We start from the raw sequence: 19,890 nt of genomic DNA on the forward strand, positions 1-19,890 counted from the left end.
ACGGAGATGGCTGCGTCGACCGCCGAACCTGTTACCGGGTAATGCCGGCGTAGGGAGTAGGTCATCATGACCGTTCAGGACGCACGCACGCCTGCCTCGAACCAGAACGACGAGGCCGGGAAGTCCATCGGATGGCACAAGGGGTACATCGAGGGCTCGCGCCCCGACCTCCGCGTGCCGGTCCGCAAGGTGCACCTCACCAACGGCAAGGACGTGACGCTGTACGACACGTCAGGGCCGTACACCGATCCGAACATCGAGACCGATGTACGCCGTGGCCTGCCGCCGCTGCGTGAGAACTGGATCATCGGCCGCGGCGACACCGAGGAGTACGCCGGCCGGCCCGTCCGCCCCGAGGACGACGGCATCAAGCACACCGCACCCCGCGGCGGGCTGCGCAACCTCGACGCCGTCTTCCCCGGCCGTCCGCGCCAGCCCCGCCGGGGCCGTGACGGACAGGCGGTGACGCAGTTGGCGTACGCCCGCCGGGGCGAGATCACGCCGGAGATGGAGTACGTCGCGCTGCGCGAGAACGTCTCCCCCGAGGTCGTGCGCGAGGAGATCGCGGCGGGCCGCGCGGTCCTGCCGGCCAACGTCAACCACCCGGAGATCGAGCCGATGATCATCGGCAAGCGGTTCCTGGTGAAGGTCAACGCCAACATCGGCAACTCGGCGGTCACCTCCTCCATCGAGGAGGAGGTGGAGAAGATGACCTGGGCCACCCGCTGGGGCGCCGACACGGTCATGGACCTCTCCACCGGCCGCAACATCCACACCACACGCGAGTGGGTGCTGCGCAACTCGCCCGTGCCGATCGGCACCGTGCCGCTGTACCAGGCCCTGGAGAAGGTCGACGGCAAGGCCGAGGAACTGACCTGGGAGATCTACAAGGACACGGTCATCGAGCAGGCCGAGCAGGGCGTCGACTACATGACGGTCCACGCCGGTGTGCTCCTGCGATACGTGCCGCTGACCGCACGCCGCAAGACCGGCATCGTCTCGCGCGGCGGCTCGATCATGGCCGCGTGGTGCCTGGCGCACCACAAGGAGTCGTTCCTCTACGAGAACTTCGAGGAGCTCTGCGAGATCCTCGCGGCGTACGACGTGACGTACTCCCTGGGTGACGGCCTGCGGCCCGGCTCCATCGCCGACGCCAACGACGAGGCGCAGTTCGCGGAGCTGCGCACGCTGGGTGAGCTGAACCAGATCGCCAAGCGGCACAACGTGCAGACGATGATCGAGGGCCCGGGCCACGTCCCGATGCACAAGATCAAGGAGAACATCGACCTCCAGCAGGAGATCTGCGAGGAGGCGCCGTTCTACACGCTCGGCCCGCTGACCACGGATGTGGCCCCGGCCTACGACCACATCACCTCCGGCATCGGCGCGGCGATGATCGCCTGGTGGGGCACCGCGATGCTCTGCTACGTCACGCCCAAGGAGCACCTGGGCCTGCCCAACCGGGACGACGTGAAGACCGGCGTCATCACCTACAAGATCGCCGCCCACGCGGCGGACCTGGCCAAGGGGCACCCGGGCGCTCAGGAGTGGGACGACGCCCTGTCGGACGCGCGGTTCGAGTTCCGCTGGGAGGACCAGTTCAACCTGGCCCTCGACCCGGACACGGCACGGGAGTTCCACGACGAGACGCTGCCCGCCGAGCCGGCCAAGACCGCCCACTTCTGCTCCATGTGCGGGCCGAAGTTCTGCTCGATGAAGATCTCCCAGGACATCCGGCGCGAGCACGGCGGGGACCTGAAGGAGAAGGAGATCGAGGCCGGAATGGCGGAGAAGTCCGCGGAGTTCGCCGCGGCCGGCAACCGGGTCTATCTGCCGCTGGCGGACTGACGCCGACGCCCGCCGATGGAGCGCCTGCCTGTTTCACGTGAAACATCCGTTCGTTTCACGTGAAACAGGCGCTCACGGCGATGCCGGCCGGCCCTGGCCGACCGGTCGTTGCGCGGCCGTTGCCCGGCCGGACCAGTGGGCGCTCGGTCGGGCGGCCGCGTGACACGGGTGACCCGCTCAGTCCGGCTGGTGCTCCGGGCCACCGAAATCGGGGCTTGTGAAGTCGGGGCTGGTGAACGCCGGGCGGGAACCGGCGCCGCCCTCGCCGGGGCTGGAGAAGTCGGGGCCGCTGTAGCCCACCTTCGGAATCCGGCCGACGTGGCGCGGAGGCACCCCTGACAGGGGGTCCGCGCTGGGATCGGCCAGCGCGTTCCTGAGGAACGGCAGAATCCCCCGCTCCAGCAGGGCGTGGCGCCATGCCTCCCTGGCACGGGACACCTCGTCGGGCAGCTCACCGCCCGGCTCCTGGGCCGGTACCGCGGTGGAGCTGTTGCGCAACGCCGTCACCAGCAGGCCGATGGCGGCTGCCAGGATGCCGGCCGCCGTCACGGCACCGAAGAACCAGCCCGCCGCGAGCAGGGAGTCCGCGAAGGCGGGGGCCGGGTCGAGCGCCTTCAGGACGTAGCCCACCAGCAGGAAGATCACGGCGGCCGTGCCCGCGAGGACCGGCGCCAGCACGGTGACGATGACACCGACCCCGGCACCCGTGTCGTTCTCGTCGTCGGACGAGGCCAGGACGGAGCCGATGGCCGCCATACCGGTGGGGTTGCGCGACTCCTCGCGCACCTTGACGAAGTGGTCGTACTCCGCGGCGGCGGCCGCGGAGATCAGCGCGGTTGCGTTCAGGGCCATGGTGCGCAACTGCTCGGTGTTGAGCCGCTGCCCGATCCCGGCGAGATCCGGACGGTCGTGTGCGGTGCGCAGCGCGTCGTCGAGGACACGCTCGTACTCGGCGCGGTCCTCGGTCAGCAGGTGCGGAGCGCTTTTCATGTGCATCCCCCGATGCTCCGTAGGCCCGGTTTGCCCGCGTAGAACGGGCAGTTGGGCAGAAACGGAGGAGAGCCTGCTACGGAAATACCGATGGTAGAGCGGTTACGGCAAGGGGTGACAGAGGAATTCCGGAAATCGCCTGGCCCGACTGCGCAGCGTCACGTCTCAATGCGGCAGGGGGAGCTGGACGACCAGCAGCTTTCCGGCCATGGTCACACCGCCGTCCATGGCGATGGCCAGTCCGTCCGCGTACACGTGTGGTCCCTCGACCGTCGGGCCCGTGCCGTCCTCGCCGTCCTCGGAACCCACTTCGCCCAGCAGGTACGGAATCGGGCTGTGGCCGTGGACGATACGCCGGCCGCCGTAGGCCGCCAGCAGTTCCTGCACGGCCGTGGACCCGCCATCGTCGCGGAACGCGAAACGCTTGGTCAGCTTGCGGAACAGGTCCCAGCACTCGTCGGCGTCGTTGCGGGTCAGGATCTCGTGGACGGTGTCGTTGACGTCCTCGATGGTGGAGCCGTACTCCAGGTAGGCGGTGGTGTCGGAGTGCACCAGCAGGTGCCCGTCCTCCTCCACCACGGCGTCGAGGCGGGACATCCACTGGAGGTGGACGTCCTGGAGACGGTCCATGTCGCTCTTCTGACCGCCGTTGAGCAGCCAGGCCGCCTGGAACGTGGCGGTTCCGGCACCGGAGTTGACGGGCGTGTCCGCGAACCGCTTGGCGCCGATCAGCAGCAGTTCGTGGTTGCCCATCAGCGCCTTGCAGTAGCCGCCGGCGGCGGCGGCCTCGGCGGAGAGCCGCATGACCAGGTCGATGACGCCGATCCCGTCGGGGCCGCGGTCGGTGAAGTCGCCCAGGAACCACAGTCTGGCGTTGCCGGCCGCCCAGCGTCCCTCGGCGTCGATGAGTCCCTGGTCGCGGAGGGCGGCGAGGAGCTCGTCGAGGTATCCGTGGACGTCGCCCACCACGTACAGCGGACCAGGCCCGCTCTCGGGGGCGGGCGCCGGGGCCGTGGCGGGTGCCGGGGCCGCGTCGGGGGAGACGGTCACCTGCACGGTGTCCCCGCGGTTGATCACCGGGAGGTCGCGCTCGGTGGGCGTGTACCCCTCCGGCACCTCGCTCTCGGGGAAGGCGTTGCCCGGGTGCACGTCACCGGGGTGCACGCTGCCGGGGTGGGCCGCACCGGCGTGCGTGTTGCCGGGGTGGGCGCTTCCCGGGTGGAGGTCGCCGGGAGGGGAGGCATGACCCTGCACGGGCACCTGGGCGTACGGCGGTACGCGGAAGTCGCGCAACGTCGCCGTCCGCACCACGGGTCCTTGACCGGCCCCCTGAGTCATCGACCCCTCCACCACCGTCGCGACGCCCTACACCTGGCGGACCGGCCTGGTCGGGGCGGTCCGCGGTGTCGTCCGCCCATCATAGGAATGAGCCTTGTGCTGTGTGACGCACCAGGGGTGGTGAATCCGGGTGCACTGCGGGTTCCCCGGCCGATTCACACCCAATTGGGGAAGTTTGGCCATGGCCCGACCGGACCTGACCCGGCCCTGGTCCATACCGATGGAGGTCCAGGGCGCTCATCGGGTCGTCCGCCGGTCAGTCCTGTGAGGGTGAGCGGGGAGGGCTGACGGTCGTCCGTGGCGGCCGCCGCTGGGAGGACGTCCGCACGATCAACTCGGTCGGTATCACCTGCTCGACGGGCCGGTCGGTGTCGATGCCCTCGATGGCGTCGATGAGCAACTGGACGACCGCGGTCCCGATCCGGCGTGGCTTGAGCGAGAGCGTGGTGATGGGCGGCTCGGTGGCGGCGTAGACGGTCGACTCGCTGCAGCACACCAGCAGCAGGTCGTCCGGCACGCGCAGTCCGTAGCGCCGCGCCGCCGCCAGCAGGTCGGTGCCGTTGGGGTCGAACAGCCCGTACACCGCGTCGGGGCGGTCGGGGCGGGCGAGCAGCCGGTCGGCGGCCACGGCACCCGCGCAGGGATCGTGAGCCGGGTACGCCTCGTAGACCGGGTCCTGTCCGACGCGCTCGCACCAATTGAGGTACGCGGTGGTGGACAGGCGGGTGTACGTGTCGGTCGACGTGCCGGTGAGCAGGCCGATCCGGCGGGCGCCGGCGGCCGCGAGGTGGTCCAGCAGGTCGAGGACGGCGGCCTCGTGGTCGTTGTCGACCCAGGCGGTGACGGGGAGGGTGCCGGCCGGGCGGCCGTCGGAGACCACCGGCAGGCCCTGGCGGACCAGCTCGGCGACCACCGGATCGTGGTCGGACGGGTCGATGACGACGGTGCCGTCGAGGGCGACGTTCGACCAGACGTCATGGCGGGATGTGGCGGGGAGGATGACCAGGGCGTAGCCGCGGGCGAGCGCGGCGGAGGTGGCGGCCCGGGCCATCTCGGCGAAGTACGCGAACTCGGTGAAGGTGAAAGGTTCATCCCCGTAGGTCGTCACGGTCAGGCCGATGAGGCCGGACTTGCCGGTACGGAGCGTGCGGGCCGCGGCGGAGGGGCGATAGCCCAGCCGGTCGGCGACCTCGCGGACATGGCGGCGGGTGGCGTCCGGGAGCCGGCCCTTGCCGTTGAGCGCGTCGGAGACAGTCGTGATGGAGACCCCGGCTGCGGCGGCCACGTCCCGGATGCCCGCTCGCCCTTGCCGGCTTCCCCGGGTCTGTGCCCGGCTCACCTGGTGCTTCCCTGCTGCTGTCATGGCGAGCCGATAGTAGGGCGAGGGCGGGCGGTTGAGCCGTTCGCATATTCACTCGTTGACAGGCACGTTTCTGCACGGTCGCCACCCCTCAATCGCCTTGAAAAGCCAGGTAGTTGTAAGTGTTTGCATGGTGCCGCGACTTGTCGGCACGCATGAGCCTGCCAAATGGACGATGTCTCGAAGTGGCCTCAACTCACCTCTACGGGGGACGCGCGCCACGGCGCGAGCCAGGGGCGCACAGCATCGGGGGGAGCGCTCCCCTCGGGTGTCGCGCCGGTGGCGTGACGGTCCGCGCCGGTCCGTCGGTCCGGAACCGGTCATGCCGGCGGCGCCGGTGGCACCCGTCCCGGACCGGCATGGCCGAGGTGGCCGGTGAACCGTGGACCGCGGCCGGTGGGCCGGGTGCCCGTCGGCCGTGGCCGGGCCGATCGGTGGGCCGGCGGGTCGGTTCTGTCCCGCTTGGGGCCTGCCTGGGGCCCGCGCGGCTCCCGTGCGGCTCCCGCGCTGAAAATTGGCCATTCGCAGGGCGGCGGAATCCTCATATGGTGAGCAGTATTGGTGGTACGTACGGTCGAGGAGGACCAGAGTGAGCGAGACGAGCCCGAAGCTGCGCGCCGTGCTGGACGGCATCCCCACCTACAAGCCGGGCAAGCCCGCCGCGGCCGAGGGACCGGTCGCGTACAAGCTCTCCTCCAACGAGAACCCCTACCCGCCGCTGCCCGGCGTCATGGAGAGCGCGATGGAGGCGGCCTCCGCCTTCAACCGCTACCCGGACATGGCGTGCACGGGCCTCATGAACGAGCTCGCCGAGCGCTTCGGTGTGCCGGTGTCGCACCTGGCCACCGGGACCGGGTCGGTGGGCGTGGCCCAGCAGCTCGTCCAGGCGACTTCCGGCCCCGGCGACGAGGTCATCTACGCGTGGCGGTCCTTCGAGGCGTACCCGATCATCACCCAGGTCAGCGGCGCGACGCCGGTGCAGGTGCCGCTCACCTCCGGCGACGTCCACGACCTGGACGCGATGGCCGACGCGATCACCGACAGGACCCGGCTGATTTTCGTCTGCAACCCCAACAACCCGACCGGCACGGTGGTGCGCCGCGCCGAGCTGGAGCGGTTCCTGGACCGGGTGCCGTCGGACGTGCTGGTCGTGCTGGACGAGGCGTACCGGGAGTTCATCCGGGACGTCGAGGTGCCGGACGGGGTGGAGATCTACCGCGAGCGCCCCAATGTGGCCGTGCTGCGTACCTTCTCCAAGGCGTACGGACTGGCGGGTCTGCGGGTCGGATTCGCGGTCGCGCACGAGCCGGTGGCGGCCGCGCTGCGCAAGACCGCCGTTCCGTTCGGCGTGAGCCAGCTCGCCCAGGACGCGGCGGTGGCCTCCCTGCGGGCGGAGGACGAGCTGCTGGGGCGCGTGGGCTCGCTGGTGTGCGAGCGCAACCGCGTGTACGAGGGCCTCGTCGGCCAGGGGTGGACGGTGCCGGAGACGCAGGCCAACTTCGTGTGGCTGCGGCTGGGTGAGCTGACGGTGGACTTCGCGGCGGCCTGCGAGCAGGCGGGCGTGGTCGTGCGCGGCTTCCCGGGCGAGGGCGTGCGGGTCACGATCGGCGAGAGCGAGGCGAACGACATCTTCCTGCGGGCCGCCGAGGCGTTCCGCAAGGAGCGGTTCTAGGCGCTGCCGCGCCGGCGCCACGCCCCGGAGCGCCCCGCCCCTGCCGGGCGCTGTCGCCCGGCCCGCGCCACGCCCCGGCGGGTACGCGTGAGGCGTGCCGCGCCGGGGGTCGTGCCGCGCCGGGGGTCGTGCCGCGCCGGGGCGCCCGGCCCCGGCGGGTACGCGTCAGGCGAGCTCCACGCGGATCGGGTCGCCGGAGCGGACCGTGGCCAGGGCGCGCGGGTCGCCGTCGATGCGGCCGAGGACGTTGCACGGGCTCGCCAGCCGGCATTCGTCGCCGCGCGAGATGGGGGTCGGGCCGTACGGGAGGGCGAGCGCGTCGCCCTCGGTCCAGAAGGCGACCGTGCCGGGCTCGACCACCTGCTGGGCGTCGGGCTCCAGGGCGGGGGAGGCGGGCGTCTCGAAGTAGACCTCCTCGCCCCAGGTGTGGGCCGTGGACGAGATCGGGAGAACCCCTGCGAGCGCCTTGCTCGTGGGGGTTTCGTCGATGGTCGCGGTGACATGGCCGGCGGGCCAGGAGATACGTATCTGCATGCGCGAAATTCAACAAGATGTTGAAGTTTTGCGGAAGGGGACCCCCGGTCTGGGCTACGGATTCCGTGTGAGTCATAATAGCTTGTGATTGTGAACGCATTCACAAGCGCGCCTGGTTCCTCCCAAGATCCACCGGAATCGGCGAGGCGACGCAAGGACGTCCGGACCGTAGGACGTAGGCCGTAAGGAGAAGCTGACGTGGACCTGGCTCTGGCGCCAGAGACGCTGGCGCGGTGGCAGTTCGGCATCACGACCGTCTATCACTTCCTCTTCGTTCCCCTGACGATCTCTCTCGCCGCGCTCACCGCCGGTCTCCAGACGGCATGGGTGCGGACCGAGAAGGAGAAGTACCTCAGGGCGACGAAGTTCTGGGGGAAGCTGTTCCTCATCAACATCGCGATGGGTGTGGTCACCGGCATCGTGCAGGAGTTCCAGTTCGGCATGAACTGGTCCGACTACTCGCGGTTCGTCGGTGACGTCTTCGGCGCGCCACTCGCGTTCGAGGCGCTGATCGCGTTCTTCTTCGAGTCGACCTTCATCGGTCTGTGGATCTTCGGCTGGGACAAGCTGCCGAAGAAGATCCACCTGGCGTGCATATGGATGGTGTCGATCGGCACCATCCTGTCGGCGTATTTCATCCTGGCCGCGAACTCCTGGATGCAGCACCCGGTCGGGTACAAGATCAATGAAAAGACCGGGCGCGCCGAGCTCACCGACTTCTGGCTGGTGCTCACGCAGAACACCACGCTGACCCAGGTCTTCCACACCATGTCCGCGGCCTTCCTGACCGGTGGCGCGTTCATGGTCGGCATCGCGGCCTTCCACCTGATGCGCAAGAAGCACGTCCCGGTGATGAAGACCTCGCTCCGGCTGGGCCTGGTGACCGTGGTGGTCGGCGGCATGTTCACCGCGATCAGCGGTGACTTCCTCGGCAAGGTCATGTACGAGCAGCAGCCGATGAAGATGGCCGCGGCCGAGGCGCTGTGGGAGGGCGAGAAGCCCGCGCCCTTCTCGATCTTCGCCGTGGGCGACGTCGACAAGGGGCACAACAAGGTCGCGATCGAGATACCCGGCCTGCTCTCCTTCCTCGCGCACAGCGACTTCGAGTCGTATGTGCCGGGCATCAACGACACCAACAAGGCCCTTCAGGAGAAGTACGGCCCCGGTGACTACCGGCCCAACATCCCCGTGGCGTACTGGGGGTTCCGGTGGATGATCGGCTTCGGCATGGCGTCCTTCTCGCTGGGCATCCTCGGGCTCTGGCTGACCCGGAAGCGGTTCCTGCTGCCCGCCCGGCTGCGGGTGGGGGACGACGAGGTGCCCAACCTCGTGCTGTTCAAGAAGCCGCTCAGCCCCAAGCTGGGCAGGCTCTACTGGCTCGTCGCCCTGTGGACGCTGGCCTTCCCGCTGATCGCCAACTCCTGGGGCTGGATCTTCACGGAGATGGGCCGCCAGCCCTGGGTGGTGTACGGGGTCCTGCGCACCCGTGACGCGGTCTCGCCGGGGGTCTCGCAGGCCGAGGTGATCACATCGATGGTCGTCTTCACGGCGCTCTACGCGGTGCTCGCCGTGATCGAGGTCAAGCTGCTCGTGAAGTACGTGAAGGCCGGCCCGCCCGAGCTGACGGAGGCCGACCTCAACCCGCCCACCAGGATCGGCGGCCACGACCGGGACCCGGACAACCCCGAGCGTGAAGTCGACCGGCCCATGGCCTTTTCGTACTGAGGACTGGAACTGAGTCATGGAACTTCACGACATCTGGTTCGTCGTCATCGCCTTCCTGTGGACCGGCTACTTCTTCTTGGAGGGCTTCGACTTCGGCGTCGGCGTCCTGACCAAGTTGCTCGCCCGCAACCGGGTGGAGAAGCGCGTGCTGATCAACACGATCGGTCCGGTCTGGGACGGCAACGAGGTGTGGCTGCTCACGGCCGGAGGGGCGACCTTCGCCGCCTTCCCGGACTGGTACGCCACGCTCTTCTCCGGCTTCTACCTGCCGCTGCTCGCCATCCTGGTCTGCCTGATCGTGCGGGGCGTCGCCTTCGAGTACCGGGCCAAGCGCCCGGAGGAGAAGTGGCAGCACAACTGGGAGCAGGCGATCTTCTGGACCTCGCTGATCCCCGCGTTCCTGTGGGGTGTCGCCTTCGGCAACATCGTGCGGGGCGTGAAGATCGACGCCTCCAAGGAGTACGTGGGCACGCTGGTCGACCTGTTCAACCCGTTCGCCCTGCTGGGCGGCCTGGTCACGCTGACGCTGTTCACCTTCCACGGGGCGGTGTTCACCGCGCTGAAGACGGTCGGGGACATCCGGGTGCGGGCCCGGAAGCTGGCGCTCACGCTGGGGCTGGTGGCCGTGGTGCTGGCCGTCGGATTTCTCGGGTGGACCCAGGTCTCGCGCGGTGACGGCTCCAGCCTGGTCGCGATGGTGATCGCCGCGGCGGCGCTGGTCCTGGCGGTCGGCGCGATCAAGGCGGGGCGTGAGGGATGGTCGTTCGCGCTGTCGGGTGTCACGATCGCGGCCGCGGTGGCGATGCTCTTCCTGACGCTCTTCCCGAACGTCATGCCGTCCTCGCTGGACCCGGCCTGGAGCCTGACCGTCACGAACTCGGCCTCCAGCCCGTACACGCTGAAGATCATGTCCTGGTGTGCGGCCGTCGCCGCGCCGCTGGTGATGCTGTACCAGGGCTGGACGTACTGGGTGTTCCGCAAGCGCATCGGCACCCAGCACATCGCCGACGCCCACTAGTCACCGGCAGGGGATGTTTCACGTGAAACCGATCGACCCGCGTCTGCTCCGATACGCCCGGGCCACCCGTCTGTTCCTGGCGGCGGTGGTGGTCCTGGGCGTCCTCGGGGCGGCGCTGGTCGTCGCCCAGGCCATGCTCATCGCCGAGGTGGTGGTGGGCGCCTTCCAGCGGGGGCTGGGCGTTCAGGACCTGGGGACGCCGTTGCTGCTGCTGGCGGTCGTGGCGGCCGGGCGCGGGCTCGTGTCCTGGCTGACCGAGCTGGCAGCCCACCGGGCGAGCGCCGCGGTCAAGTCGGAGCTGCGCAGGCGCCTGCTGGCTCGGGCGGCCGAGCTGGGGCCGGGGTGGCTCAGCGGGCAGAAGGCCGGCTCGCTGGTGGCGCTGGCCACCCGAGGGGTGGACGCGCTCGACGACTACTTCTCGCGGTATCTGCCGCAGCTCGGGCTGGCGGTGGTGGTGCCGGTGGCGGTCCTGGCGCGGATCGTCACCGAGGACTGGGTGTCGGCGGCGATCATCGTCGGGACCCTCCCGCTGATCCCCGTCTTCATGGTCCTCATCGGCTGGGCCACCCAGTCCCGGATGGACCGGCAGTGGAAGTTGCTGTCCCGGCTGTCCGGACACTTCCTGGACGTGGTGGCGGGGCTGCCGACGCTCAAGGTGTTCGGCCGGGCCAAGGCACAGGCCGGATCGATCCGGGCGATCACCTCCGAGTACCGGCAGGCGACGCTGCGGACGCTGAGGATCGCGTTCCTGTCGTCGTTCGCACTGGAGCTGCTGTCCACGCTGTCGGTCGCGCTGGTCGCGGTCGGCGTGGGCATGCGGCTGGTCCACGGGGAACTGGACCTGTACACGGGCCTGGTCATCCTGATCCTGGCGCCCGAGGCGTACCTGCCGCTGCGGCAGGTCGGTGCGCAGTACCACGCGGCGGCGGAAGGGCTGTCGGCCGCGGAGGAGATCTTCGCCGTTCTGCGGACGCCGGTCCGCGAGGGCGGCGGCGCTCCGGTGCCCGGGACCGTACGGCTCGAGCTGGAGAACGTGACCGTACGGCACGCCGGGCGCGCCGAGCCGTCACTGGACCGCGCGTCGCTGGTGGTGGAGCCGGGCGAGACGGTCGCCCTGGTCGGCCCGAGCGGGGCCGGCAAGTCGACGCTGCTCGACGTGGTGCTGGGCTTCGTCGAGCCGGAGGACGACGGCGGGCGGGTACGGGTCGGGGGCGCCGACCTGGCGACGCTCGACCTGGAGCGGTGGCGGGAGCGGATCGCGTGGGTCCCTCAACGGCCCTACCTGTTCGCCGGGACCATCGCGGACAACGTGCGCCTCGCCCGTCCGGACGCGGACGACGAGGCGGTCGCGCGGGCCCTGCGGGACGCGGGCGCGGCCGGCTTCGTGGCGGCGCTGCCCGACGGCGCCGCGACGGTGCTCGGCGAGGACGGCGCCGGGCTGTCGGCGGGCCAGCGGCAACGGCTGGCCCTGGCACGGGCGTTCCTGGCCGACCGGCCGCTGCTGCTGCTGGACGAGCCGACGGCGGCGCTCGACGGGGAGACCGAGGCGGCCGTGGTGGACGCGGTGCGCCGCCTCGCCGAGGGCCGCACGGTGCTCCTGGTCGTCCACCGCCCGGCGCTGCTGGCGGTGGCGGACCGCGTGGTGACGCTGCGGGGAACCCCCTCGGGTGGGGCGGCCACCGCCGGCTCCGGGGCGCCGCGCGGACTGGAGGCGCTCGACGCGGCGTTCGGACTCGTGGGCGGGCACCCGGCCGCACCGGAGACGGCCACCGCCGGCCCCGCGCCGGGTCGTGGTGGCGGCGCCGTGGCCGACCCCGGCGGGGATGGTGGAGCGCTCGCCGGGCCCGGCCGTGACGGCGGGGCGGCTCTGGGCTTGGGCCGTGATGGCGGGGTGGCCCCGGGCGGGGGACGTGGTGGCGGGGCGGCCCCGGGTTCCGGCCGGGACGGCGGGGCGGCCCCGGGCGTGGGCCGGGACGGCGGGGTGCTCGCGCGGGTGCGGGCGACGGCCGCCGGGCTGCGTGGGCGGCTCGCCCTGGCGCTGCTGCTGGGCAGCCTCGCCCTGGGGTCGGCCGTGGGGCTCATGGCCGTGTCCGGGTGGCTGATCTCGCGGGCCTCCGAACAGCCGCCCGTGCTGTACCTGATGGTGGCGGTGACGGCCACCCGGGCCTTCGGCATCGGGCGGGCGGTGTTCCGGTACGCCGAGCGGCTCGTGTCGCACGACGCCGTGCTGCGGACGCTCGCCGAACTGCGCGTCGCCGTCTACGGCCGGCTGGAGCGGATCGCACCGGCCGGGCTGCGCACGGTGCGCCGGGGCGACCTGTTGTCACGGCTCGTCTCCGACGTGGACGCCCTCCAGGACTACTGGCTGCGGTGGCTGCTGCCCGTGGGGAGCGCCGCCGTGGTGGGCGCCGGGGCCGTCGGGTTCACCGCCTGGCTGCTGCCCGAGGCGGGGGCGGTCCTGGCGGTCGGGCTGCTGGTCGCGGGCGTGGCCGTGCCACTGGTCAGCGGCGTCGTCGCGCGCCGCGCCGAGCAGCGCCTGGCCCCCGCGCGCGGTGTGCTCGCCGCCCGGGTGGTGGACCTGCTGCGCGGTTGCGCCGAGCTGACCGTGGCGGGCGCCCTCGCCCGGCGTATCGACCGGGCCCGCGAGGCGGACGGCGCGCTCACCCGGATCGCCGGCCGCCAGGCCACCGCCACCGCCCTGGGCGGCGGGCTGTCCGCGCTGGTCACCGGGCTGACCGTGGCGGCGGCCGCGCTGGTCGGCGTGCAGGGGGTCCGCGACGGGCGGCTCGACGGCGTGGAGCTGGCCGTCGTCGTCCTGACCCCGCTCGCCGCGTTCGAGGCGGTCACCGGTCTCCCCCTGGCCGTGCAGTACCGCCAGCGCGTCCGGAGGAGCGCGGAACGGGTGTACGAGGTGCTCGACGCCCCCGTCCCCGTACACGAACCGGACGAGCCGCAGGCCGCGCCGGACAGCGCCTTCCCGCTGGAGCTGCGCGGACTCACCGCCCGGTACACGGGCCAGCACCGGGACGCCCTCGCGGCGTTCGACCTGCGGCTGGAGGCCGGCCGGAGGGTCGCCGTCGTCGGGGCGTCCGGCTCCGGCAAGACGACGCTCGCGCAGGTGCTGCTGCGGTTCCTGGACGCCCGCGAGGGCGCGTACCGGATCGGCGGGGTGGACGCGGCCGCGCTCGACGGCGACGACGTGCGCCGCCTGGTCGGGCTGTGCGCCCAGGACGCCCACACCTTCGACAGCTCCGTCAAGGAGAACCTGCGCCTGGCCCGGCCGGGTGCGAGCGACGGCGAACTGCGCGCGGCGCTGGACCGGGCGCGGCTGCTGGACTGGGTCGACGGGCTGCCCGAGGGGCTCGACACGCTCGTCGGCGAGCACGGCGCCCAGCTCTCCGGCGGCCAGCGCCAGCGCCTGGCCCTCGCCCGCGCGCTGCTGGCCGACTTCCCCGTGCTCGTCCTGGACGAGCCGGCCGAGCACTTGGACCTGGCCACGGCGGACGCGCTCACCGACGACCTGCTGCGGGTGACGGAGGGCCGGACGACCGTGCTGATCACGCACCGGCTGCGCGGCCTCGACGCGGTCGACGAGGTCGTCGTCCTGGACGGCGGGCGTACGGTGCAGCGCGGCCCGTACGCCGAACTCGCCACCGCCGACGGCCCGCTGCGCCGCATGCTGGAGCGGGAGAGGGCGGCCGATCTGCTGCTGGAGGGATCGGCGGGGCCGACTCTCCCGTCATAGCGGACAAAGCGCGCTGCTCGACTCATTACGCTCACGGGCATGACCGCGCCCGAGCGACCGGAGAACCGGAGCGAACAGGAGCAGGCGGCGGCACAGGAGTCCGGCGGCCTCCAGGGGCCGCCGGACGAGCCGGCCGCCCGCGTCCCGCGACTGCTGGAGGCCATGCGCTCCATCGGCACCGGGCTGGAGCTCCGCTCCACGCTCGACCGGATCTGCGAGACCGCCGCCGAGGTCGCCGGTGCCCGCTACGCCGCCATCGGCGTCGTCGACGAGGAGGGCGAAGGTCTGGCGGAGTTCGTGACGTACGGGACCTCCGACGAGGCCGCACGGCGGATCGGCCGCCGCCCCGACGGCCACGCCGGGCTGCTCGGGGCGCTCATCCACGATCCGGAGGCCCTGCGCCTCACCGACCTGACGGCCGACCCGCGCGCCGCCGGATTCCCGCCCGGCCACCCCCCGATGCGCACCTTTCTCGGCGTACCCGTCCGCGTCCGGGGCGAGGTCTTCGGCAACCTCTACCTGACGGACAAGCGCGGCGGGGCCGCGTTCACCGAGGACGACCTGCACCTGGTGCGCGTGCTCGCCACCGAGGCGGGGATCGCCATCGGCAACGCCCGCCTCTACGAGGCCGCCCGCCGGCGTGAGCGGTGGATCGACGGCTCGGTGGCCGTCACCACCGCGCTGCTGTCCGGCCAGGACGCCGACGAGGCCCTGTCGGTGGTCGCCGAGCAGGCCCGCGGGCTCGCCGACGCGAGCGCCGGGGCCGTGCTGCTGCCCGCCTCCGACGGCAGCGGCGGACTGGAGGTCGTCGCCGTACGCGCCGACGACCCGGCCTCCGCGCTGGGCGTCGTCGTCCCGCCGGAGAACCCGGTGGCCGAGCGGCTGCTGGCCGGGGAAGCGGTGTTCATGGCCGACACGGCGACCGACCCCCGCATGATCACCCGCCTGGCGCGGCTGTACGGGCCCAGCATGATGCTCCCGCTCCGCAGCGGCGGCCGTGTCCTGGGCGCCCTCGCCGTCCTGCGCGCGCCGGGCGCCCGGCCCTTCACCGGGGCGGAACGCTCCCTCGCCAGCCGGTTCGCGTCCCAGGCCGCGCTGGCGCTGATGATGGCGGAGGCACAGCGCGACCGCGAGCGCCTCGCGGTCTACGAGGACCGGGACCGTATCGCGCGTGACCTGCACGACCTGGTCATCGAGCGGCTGTTCGCCACCGGGGTGATGCTGGAGGACGCCCGGCGCGGCTCGCCGGAGCCCGCCGTCCGGGCCGGTGTGGAGCGGGCCGTCGCGGAACTGGACGTGACCGTCCAGGAGATCCGCACCGCCGTCTTCGCGCTCCAGCAGTCCCCGGCCGAGGCACCCTCGGGCCTGCGCATCCGTGTCCTGCGGGAGATCAACACGGCGGCCGTACCGCTGGGCTTCACCCCCTCGCACCGCTTCACCGGCCCCGTCGACACGGCGGTCGGCGAACTGACCGGCAAGAACCTCGTGGCGGCGCTGCGCGAGGCGCTGTCCAACGCCTTCCGGCACGCCCGCGCCCACCGGATCGAGGTCGCCGTGGACGCCACGGTCAGGATGCCCGGCGGCGCGGAGGGCGTGCGGCTGACGGTCGCCGACGACGGGGTGGGCCTGCCCGAGGGCGGGCGGCGCAGCGGGCTGCGCAACCTCGCCCGGAGGGCGGAGTCGCTGGGCGGGGCGAGCTGGTGCGGGCCCGGCATCGGCGAGGACGGCGGCGGTACGACGGTGGTGTGGGAGGCGCCACTGTAGGCACTCGTCCGGGTGGCGCCATGAGCCGGCCGGCCCAACGGCAATGGGCCGGTCGGCGGTACGACACCGCTTCGGTGCCGGACATCGGCCGCGCCCGGCGCCACCATCCCAGGATGGTGCTCGTGGCGCTGGCCGTACTCCTCGCCCTGCTCCCCCTCCCGGCGGCCGCCGCCGACGGGCCCGGCGGGGCGGCCACGGAGGTCGCGCGGCTGTACGACGAGGCCGCGCGGGCCACCGAGGCGTACGAGCGGGGCCGGCGCGCGGCCGCCGCTCAGCGTGCCGTGGCCGGCCGGCTCCAGCGGGAGCTGGTCCTGAAGCGGCGCGAGCTGGCGGTGCTGAACGACCGGATGGGCGAGGTGGCCCGCGCCCAGTACCGGGCCGGCGGCTCACTGGGCCTCACGGCCCGGCTGCTGATGGCCGACGACCCCGACGAGGCGATGCTGGCCGAACGGCTCGCCCGGCAGGCGGACCGGGCGGTGAACCGTCTCATGGAGCGCACCAGGGCGGCGGAGCGGCGCCTCGCGCGGGCCGAGGGCGACGCCCGCGTGGCCTGGCGCGACCTGGACGTGCGCGGGAAGCGCCTGGCCGCGATCCGGCGGGGCGTCGAGGCGCGGCTGGAGCGGGCCCAAGGGCGGTTGCAGGCGGAGGCGGACCGGCGGGTGGCCGCCGGCCGGTGCGGCGGCACGGCCTGGGCGGGTGGTGCGTCGGCGGGCGGCGCGTCGGCGAGTGGTGCGTCGGCGAGTGGTGCGGCTCGCGGGGGTGGTGGGGCCGGTGGGGCGGGTGGCGCGTGGGCGGGTGGCGCCCCGGCGGGCGGGGGACCGGCCGGTGCGCGCGGGTGGGTCGCGCCGGTGGAGGGGTACGCGCTGTCCGCCGGGTTCCACCGGCGGGGCGCGCACCGGGCGCGGCGGCGCACGGGGGAGGGCTTCGCGGGGGGCGGGGGGGCGCCGGTGGGGTGCCTCGGGGGGGGCCGGGGGGGGGGGGGGGGGGGGGGGGGGCGGGGGGCGGGGGGGGGGGGGGCGCCCGGGGGGGGGGGGGCCCGGCGGGTGCGCGCGGGTGGGTCGCGCCGGTGGAGGGGTACGCGCTGTCCGCCGGGTTCCACCGGCGGGGCGCGCACTGGGCGCGACGGCACACGGGGCAGGACTTCGCGGTGGCCGTGGGGACGCCGGTGCGGTCCATCGGGGCGGGCCGGGTGCAGTCGGTGAACTGCGGCGGGGCGTTCGGGATCGAGGTGGTGGTGCGCCACTCCGGAGGCTGGTACTCGCAGTACGCGCACCTCGCCGTGCCCGGTGTGTCACCGGGGCAGCCGGTGGTGGCCGGGCAGCCGATCGGGCGGTCCGGGAACACCGGCAACTCGACGGGACCGCACCTCCACTTCGAGGTGCGGATCACGCCGTACATGGGCTCGGCCGTGGACCCGGTGCGCTGGCTGGGCGAGCACGGGGTCCGGCTGAGCCCGTCCGGTCACTGAGGCGTGCCGAGGATGTCCTCGATGACGCGTGCGACGCCGTCGTCGTTGTTGGCGACGGTACGGCCGGACGCGGCGGCCACCACGTCGGGGTGGGCGTTGCCCATCGCGTAGGACCGGCCCGCCCAGGACAGCATCTCGATGTCGTTCGGCATGTCCCCGAACGCGACGACCTCGTCGGCGGAGATGCCGCGCTCGGCGCAGCACAGGGCCAGCGTGCTCGCCTTGGAGACCCCCAGGCCGCTGATCTCCAGCAGCGCGCTGGGGCTGGAGCGGGTGATGCTCGCGCGGTCACCGGCCGCGGTGCGGGCCAGGGCGAGGAAGCCGTCGGGCGTCAGCCCGGGGTGCTGGGCGAGCAGCTTGAGCACGGGCGCGCCGGAGCCGGGTTCGTCCTCGTGCAGGAGCTTCTCGGCGGGTGCGACGGTGGCGGACGGGTCGAGCCAGAAGGGCGGGTAGTCCGGCTCGTAGTGGAAGCCGGTGGTGAGCTCGACCGCGAACGCCGTGCCGGGTGCCTCCCTGCGCAGGGTCCGTACGACGTCGAGGGCGGTCTCCCGGTCCAGCGGCCGTACCTCCAGCAGCTTGCCGCCGGAGTGCAGGTCGACGACGGCGGCGCCGTTGGCGCAGATGGCCAGGCCGTGTCCCTGGACGTGGTCGCTGACGACGCCCATCCAGCGGGCGGGGCGGCCGGTGACGAAGAAGACCTCGATGCCGGCCTCCTCGGCGGCGGCGAGGGCGGAGACCGTCCGGTCCGACACCGACTTGTCGTCACGCAGAAGCGTTCCGTCCAGGTCGGTGGCGATCAGCCGGGGACGTCGATGTGCCAGGGGCCGTGGGCGGGGAGAGATCGCTGAGGTCACGCCTCCCATTGTCCCGTACGGGGGTGCACGGGCGTGCGGAGTACTGCACATCTGAGCCGGTGCGGGGTTGTCGGTGGGGCGCCGTAGGCTCGTTCCATGCGTTTGAGCACGGTGATCCTCCCTTCCCGCCGCTGGCACGACGGCGGCCGTGACGCGTGGCTGCGCGCCGAGCGGCTCGGTTTCCACGCCGCGTACACGTATGACCACCTGTCGTGGCGGAGCTTCCGGGACGGACCGTGGTTCGGCGCGATCCCGACGCTGACGGCGGCGGCCGCGGCGACCGGGCGGATACGGCTGGGCACGCTGGTGACCTCGCCGAACTTCCGGCATCCGGTCACGCTCGCCAAGGAGCTGATCTCGCTGGACGACATCTCCGGCGGCCGGTTCACGCTGGGCATCGGCGCGGGGGGCAACGGCTTCGACGCGACGGCGCTGGGCCAGGAGGCGTGGACGCCGCGCGAGCGGGCGGACCGGCTGGCGGAGTTCGTGCCGCTGCTGGACCGGCTGCTGACGGAGGAGTCGGTGACGTACGAGGGCAGGTTCTACGCGGCGGACGAGGCGCGCAACATCCCCGGGTGCGTGCAGCGGCCGCGGCTGCCGTTCGCCGTGGCCGCCACGGGGCCGCGCGGGATGAGGCTGGCGGCGCGGCACGGGCAGGCCTGGGTGACGACCGGGGACCCGAAGCTGTTCGCGTCCGGCACGCCGGAGGAGTCGCGCGAGGCGCTGCTGGGGCAGCTCGACAAGCTCGGCAAGGCGTGCGCGGACGCCGGCCGGGACGCGGCGGAGCTGGACAAGATCATGCTGACCGGGTTCACGCCGGACCGGCCGCTGGAGTCCTTCGACGCCTTCGTCGACTTCGCGGGCCGCCATTTCGAGCTGGGCTTCACCGAGATCGTGATCCACGCGCCGATCGCGGACTCGGTGTTCGCGGCGGACGAGAAGGTGTTCGAGCGGATCGCGACGGAGGCCCTGGCGCAGCTCCGCTGAGCTCAGCCGGGGAAGCGGAGGTAGGCGGGCGGTACGGCGTCGGTGAGCCACACCCCGTTGGCGCTGACGTGGAAGACATGGCCGTCGCGGTGCATGGCGGCGGCGTCCACGGACAGCACGACGGGACGGCCGCGCCGGGCGCCGACGCGGGTCGCGGTCTCGCGGTCGGGTGACAGGTGGACGTGGTGGCGGGCCATGGGCCGCAGGCCCTCGGCGCGGATCGCGGGCAGATTGCTCGCGACGGTGCCGTGGTACAGATACGCGGGCGGGACGGCGGGTGGCAGGCCGAGGTCGACGTCGACGGTGTGGCCCTGGTTGGCGCGGATGCGGTCGCCGTCGATCGTGAAGCGCCTTTTGTCGTTGACGGCGACGACGTGCTCCAGTTCGGCGCGGCTGATCCGGACGCCGTGGTCGGCGGCGGCGCGCAGCAGGTCGTCGATCGCGACCCAGCCGTTCGGGTCGAGGGCCAGTCCGATCCGCTCGGGCTGGTGGCGCAGGTGCTTCGACAGGTACTTCGACACCCGCACGGTGCGTCGTTCATCCATGCCGAGAGGGTGTCAGGCATCACGCCCGGCTTGCCACAGAAA

Annotated in this window: 13 protein-coding genes and 1 pseudogene; 8 read left to right on the plus strand and 6 right to left on the minus strand. The window is 72.6% G+C overall.

The genetic code is table 11. The features are described from left to right. Positions 1-66: 66 nt before the first annotated feature. On the plus strand, positions 67-1,848 hold the full coding sequence (gene thiC, locus E2B92_RS27490; protein ID WP_126887993.1) for a phosphomethylpyrimidine synthase ThiC: 1,782 nt from the start codon (positions 67-69) through the stop codon (positions 1,846-1,848). Between the two features lie 177 nt (positions 1,849-2,025). On the opposite strand, the gene E2B92_RS27495 is transcribed toward thiC, so the two are convergent. From E2B92_RS27495 to E2B92_RS27505, 3 genes are all read right to left on the minus strand, one after another. Next, on the minus strand, positions 2,026-2,844 hold the full coding sequence (locus tag E2B92_RS27495; protein ID WP_185923706.1) for a hypothetical protein: 819 nt from the start codon (positions 2,842-2,844) through the stop codon (positions 2,026-2,028). A 159-nt stretch (positions 2,845-3,003) separates the two neighbouring features. Next, entirely contained in the window at positions 3,004-4,176 is a 1,173-nt protein-coding gene (locus E2B92_RS27500) for a metallophosphoesterase (protein ID WP_126887995.1), read from the minus strand. 256 nt (positions 4,177-4,432) lie between these two features. Then, positions 4,433-5,539: a LacI family DNA-binding transcriptional regulator gene (locus tag E2B92_RS27505; RefSeq protein ID WP_126887996.1), complete on the minus strand. Its 1,107-nt coding sequence runs from the start codon at positions 5,537-5,539 to the stop codon at positions 4,433-4,435. A 586-nt stretch (positions 5,540-6,125) separates the two neighbouring features. Between E2B92_RS27505 and hisC the strand changes: the two genes are divergently transcribed. Next, positions 6,126-7,208: a histidinol-phosphate transaminase gene (gene hisC / locus E2B92_RS27510; RefSeq protein WP_126887997.1), complete on the plus strand. Its 1,083-nt coding sequence runs from the start codon at positions 6,126-6,128 to the stop codon at positions 7,206-7,208. Between the two features lie 165 nt (positions 7,209-7,373). Here the strand turns inward: hisC and E2B92_RS27515 are convergent, their stop codons facing one another. Continuing rightward, positions 7,374-7,742, minus strand: coding sequence for a cyclophilin-like fold protein (locus tag E2B92_RS27515; RefSeq protein ID WP_126887998.1), 369 nt, complete (start codon positions 7,740-7,742; stop codon positions 7,374-7,376). Positions 7,743-7,940: 198 nt separating this feature from the next. Here E2B92_RS27515 and E2B92_RS27520 point away from each other — a divergent pair, with 198 nt between their 5' ends. The 5 genes and pseudogenes from E2B92_RS27520 to E2B92_RS33080 form a co-directional block, all read left to right on the plus strand. Next, positions 7,941-9,467, plus strand: coding sequence for a cytochrome ubiquinol oxidase subunit I (locus E2B92_RS27520; protein WP_126887999.1), 1,527 nt, complete (start codon positions 7,941-7,943; stop codon positions 9,465-9,467). A gap of 16 nt (positions 9,468-9,483) precedes the next feature. Then, the gene (gene cydB, locus E2B92_RS27525; protein WP_126888000.1) at positions 9,484-10,485 is read left to right on the plus strand and encodes a cytochrome d ubiquinol oxidase subunit II; all 1,002 of its coding nucleotides are present in this window, start codon (positions 9,484-9,486) and stop codon (positions 10,483-10,485) included. A 22-nt stretch (positions 10,486-10,507) separates the two neighbouring features. Beyond that, the gene (cydD, locus tag E2B92_RS27530; protein WP_133087731.1) at positions 10,508-14,230 is read left to right on the plus strand and encodes a thiol reductant ABC exporter subunit CydD; all 3,723 of its coding nucleotides are present in this window, start codon (positions 10,508-10,510) and stop codon (positions 14,228-14,230) included. A 39-nt stretch (positions 14,231-14,269) separates the two neighbouring features. Further along, positions 14,270-15,994, plus strand: coding sequence for a GAF domain-containing sensor histidine kinase (locus E2B92_RS27535; protein WP_126884263.1), 1,725 nt, complete (start codon positions 14,270-14,272; stop codon positions 15,992-15,994). A 1,045-nt stretch (positions 15,995-17,039) separates the two neighbouring features. After that, positions 17,040-17,462: pseudogene (locus tag E2B92_RS33080) on the plus strand (M23 family metallopeptidase); the annotation flags it as partial. Here E2B92_RS33080 and E2B92_RS27545 read toward each other — a convergent pair. After that, entirely contained in the window at positions 17,456-18,325 is an 870-nt protein-coding gene (locus tag E2B92_RS27545) for a Cof-type HAD-IIB family hydrolase (RefSeq protein WP_126884261.1), read from the minus strand. The pseudogene E2B92_RS33080 and the gene E2B92_RS27545 sit on opposite strands and share 7 nt — an antisense overlap. An 87-nt stretch (positions 18,326-18,412) precedes the next feature. On the opposite strand from E2B92_RS27545, the gene E2B92_RS27550 reads away from it, so the two are divergent. Continuing rightward, on the plus strand, positions 18,413-19,303 hold the full coding sequence (locus E2B92_RS27550; protein ID WP_126884260.1) for an LLM class flavin-dependent oxidoreductase: 891 nt from the start codon (positions 18,413-18,415) through the stop codon (positions 19,301-19,303). 2 nt (positions 19,304-19,305) lie between these two features. On the opposite strand, the gene E2B92_RS27555 is transcribed toward E2B92_RS27550, so the two are convergent. Beyond that, positions 19,306-19,848, minus strand: coding sequence for an RNA 2'-phosphotransferase (locus E2B92_RS27555; protein ID WP_126884259.1), 543 nt, complete (start codon positions 19,846-19,848; stop codon positions 19,306-19,308). Positions 19,849-19,890: the final 42 nt, after the last annotated feature.

Origin of the sequence: Streptomyces sp. WAC05374, from assembly GCF_004353505.1 — a bacterium.
Taxonomy (GTDB): domain Bacteria; phylum Actinomycetota; class Actinomycetes; order Streptomycetales; family Streptomycetaceae; genus Streptomyces.

Excerpts from the sequence above, each read along its gene's own strand:
- E2B92_RS27515 (WP_126887998.1), bottom strand. The coding sequence starts at position 7,742 with ATGCAGATACGTATCTCCTGGCCCGCCGGCCATGTCACCGCGACCATC.
- cydB (WP_126888000.1), top strand. The coding sequence starts at position 9,484 with ATGGAACTTCACGACATCTGGTTCGTCGTCATCGCCTTCCTGTGGACC.
- E2B92_RS27545 (WP_126884261.1), bottom strand. The coding sequence starts at position 18,325 with ATGGGAGGCGTGACCTCAGCGATCTCTCCCCGCCCACGGCCCCTGGCA.
- E2B92_RS27550 (WP_126884260.1), top strand. The coding sequence starts at position 18,413 with ATGCGTTTGAGCACGGTGATCCTCCCTTCCCGCCGCTGGCACGACGGC.
- E2B92_RS27535 (WP_126884263.1), top strand. The coding sequence starts at position 14,270 with ATGACCGCGCCCGAGCGACCGGAGAACCGGAGCGAACAGGAGCAGGCG.
- E2B92_RS27505 (WP_126887996.1), bottom strand. The coding sequence starts at position 5,539 with ATGACAGCAGCAGGGAAGCACCAGGTGAGCCGGGCACAGACCCGGGGA.
- E2B92_RS27495 (WP_185923706.1), bottom strand. The coding sequence starts at position 2,844 with ATGCACATGAAAAGCGCTCCGCACCTGCTGACCGAGGACCGCGCCGAG.
- E2B92_RS27555 (WP_126884259.1), bottom strand. The coding sequence starts at position 19,848 with ATGGATGAACGACGCACCGTGCGGGTGTCGAAGTACCTGTCGAAGCAC.
- E2B92_RS27500 (WP_126887995.1), bottom strand. The coding sequence starts at position 4,176 with ATGACTCAGGGGGCCGGTCAAGGACCCGTGGTGCGGACGGCGACGTTG.
- thiC (WP_126887993.1), top strand. The coding sequence starts at position 67 with ATGACCGTTCAGGACGCACGCACGCCTGCCTCGAACCAGAACGACGAG.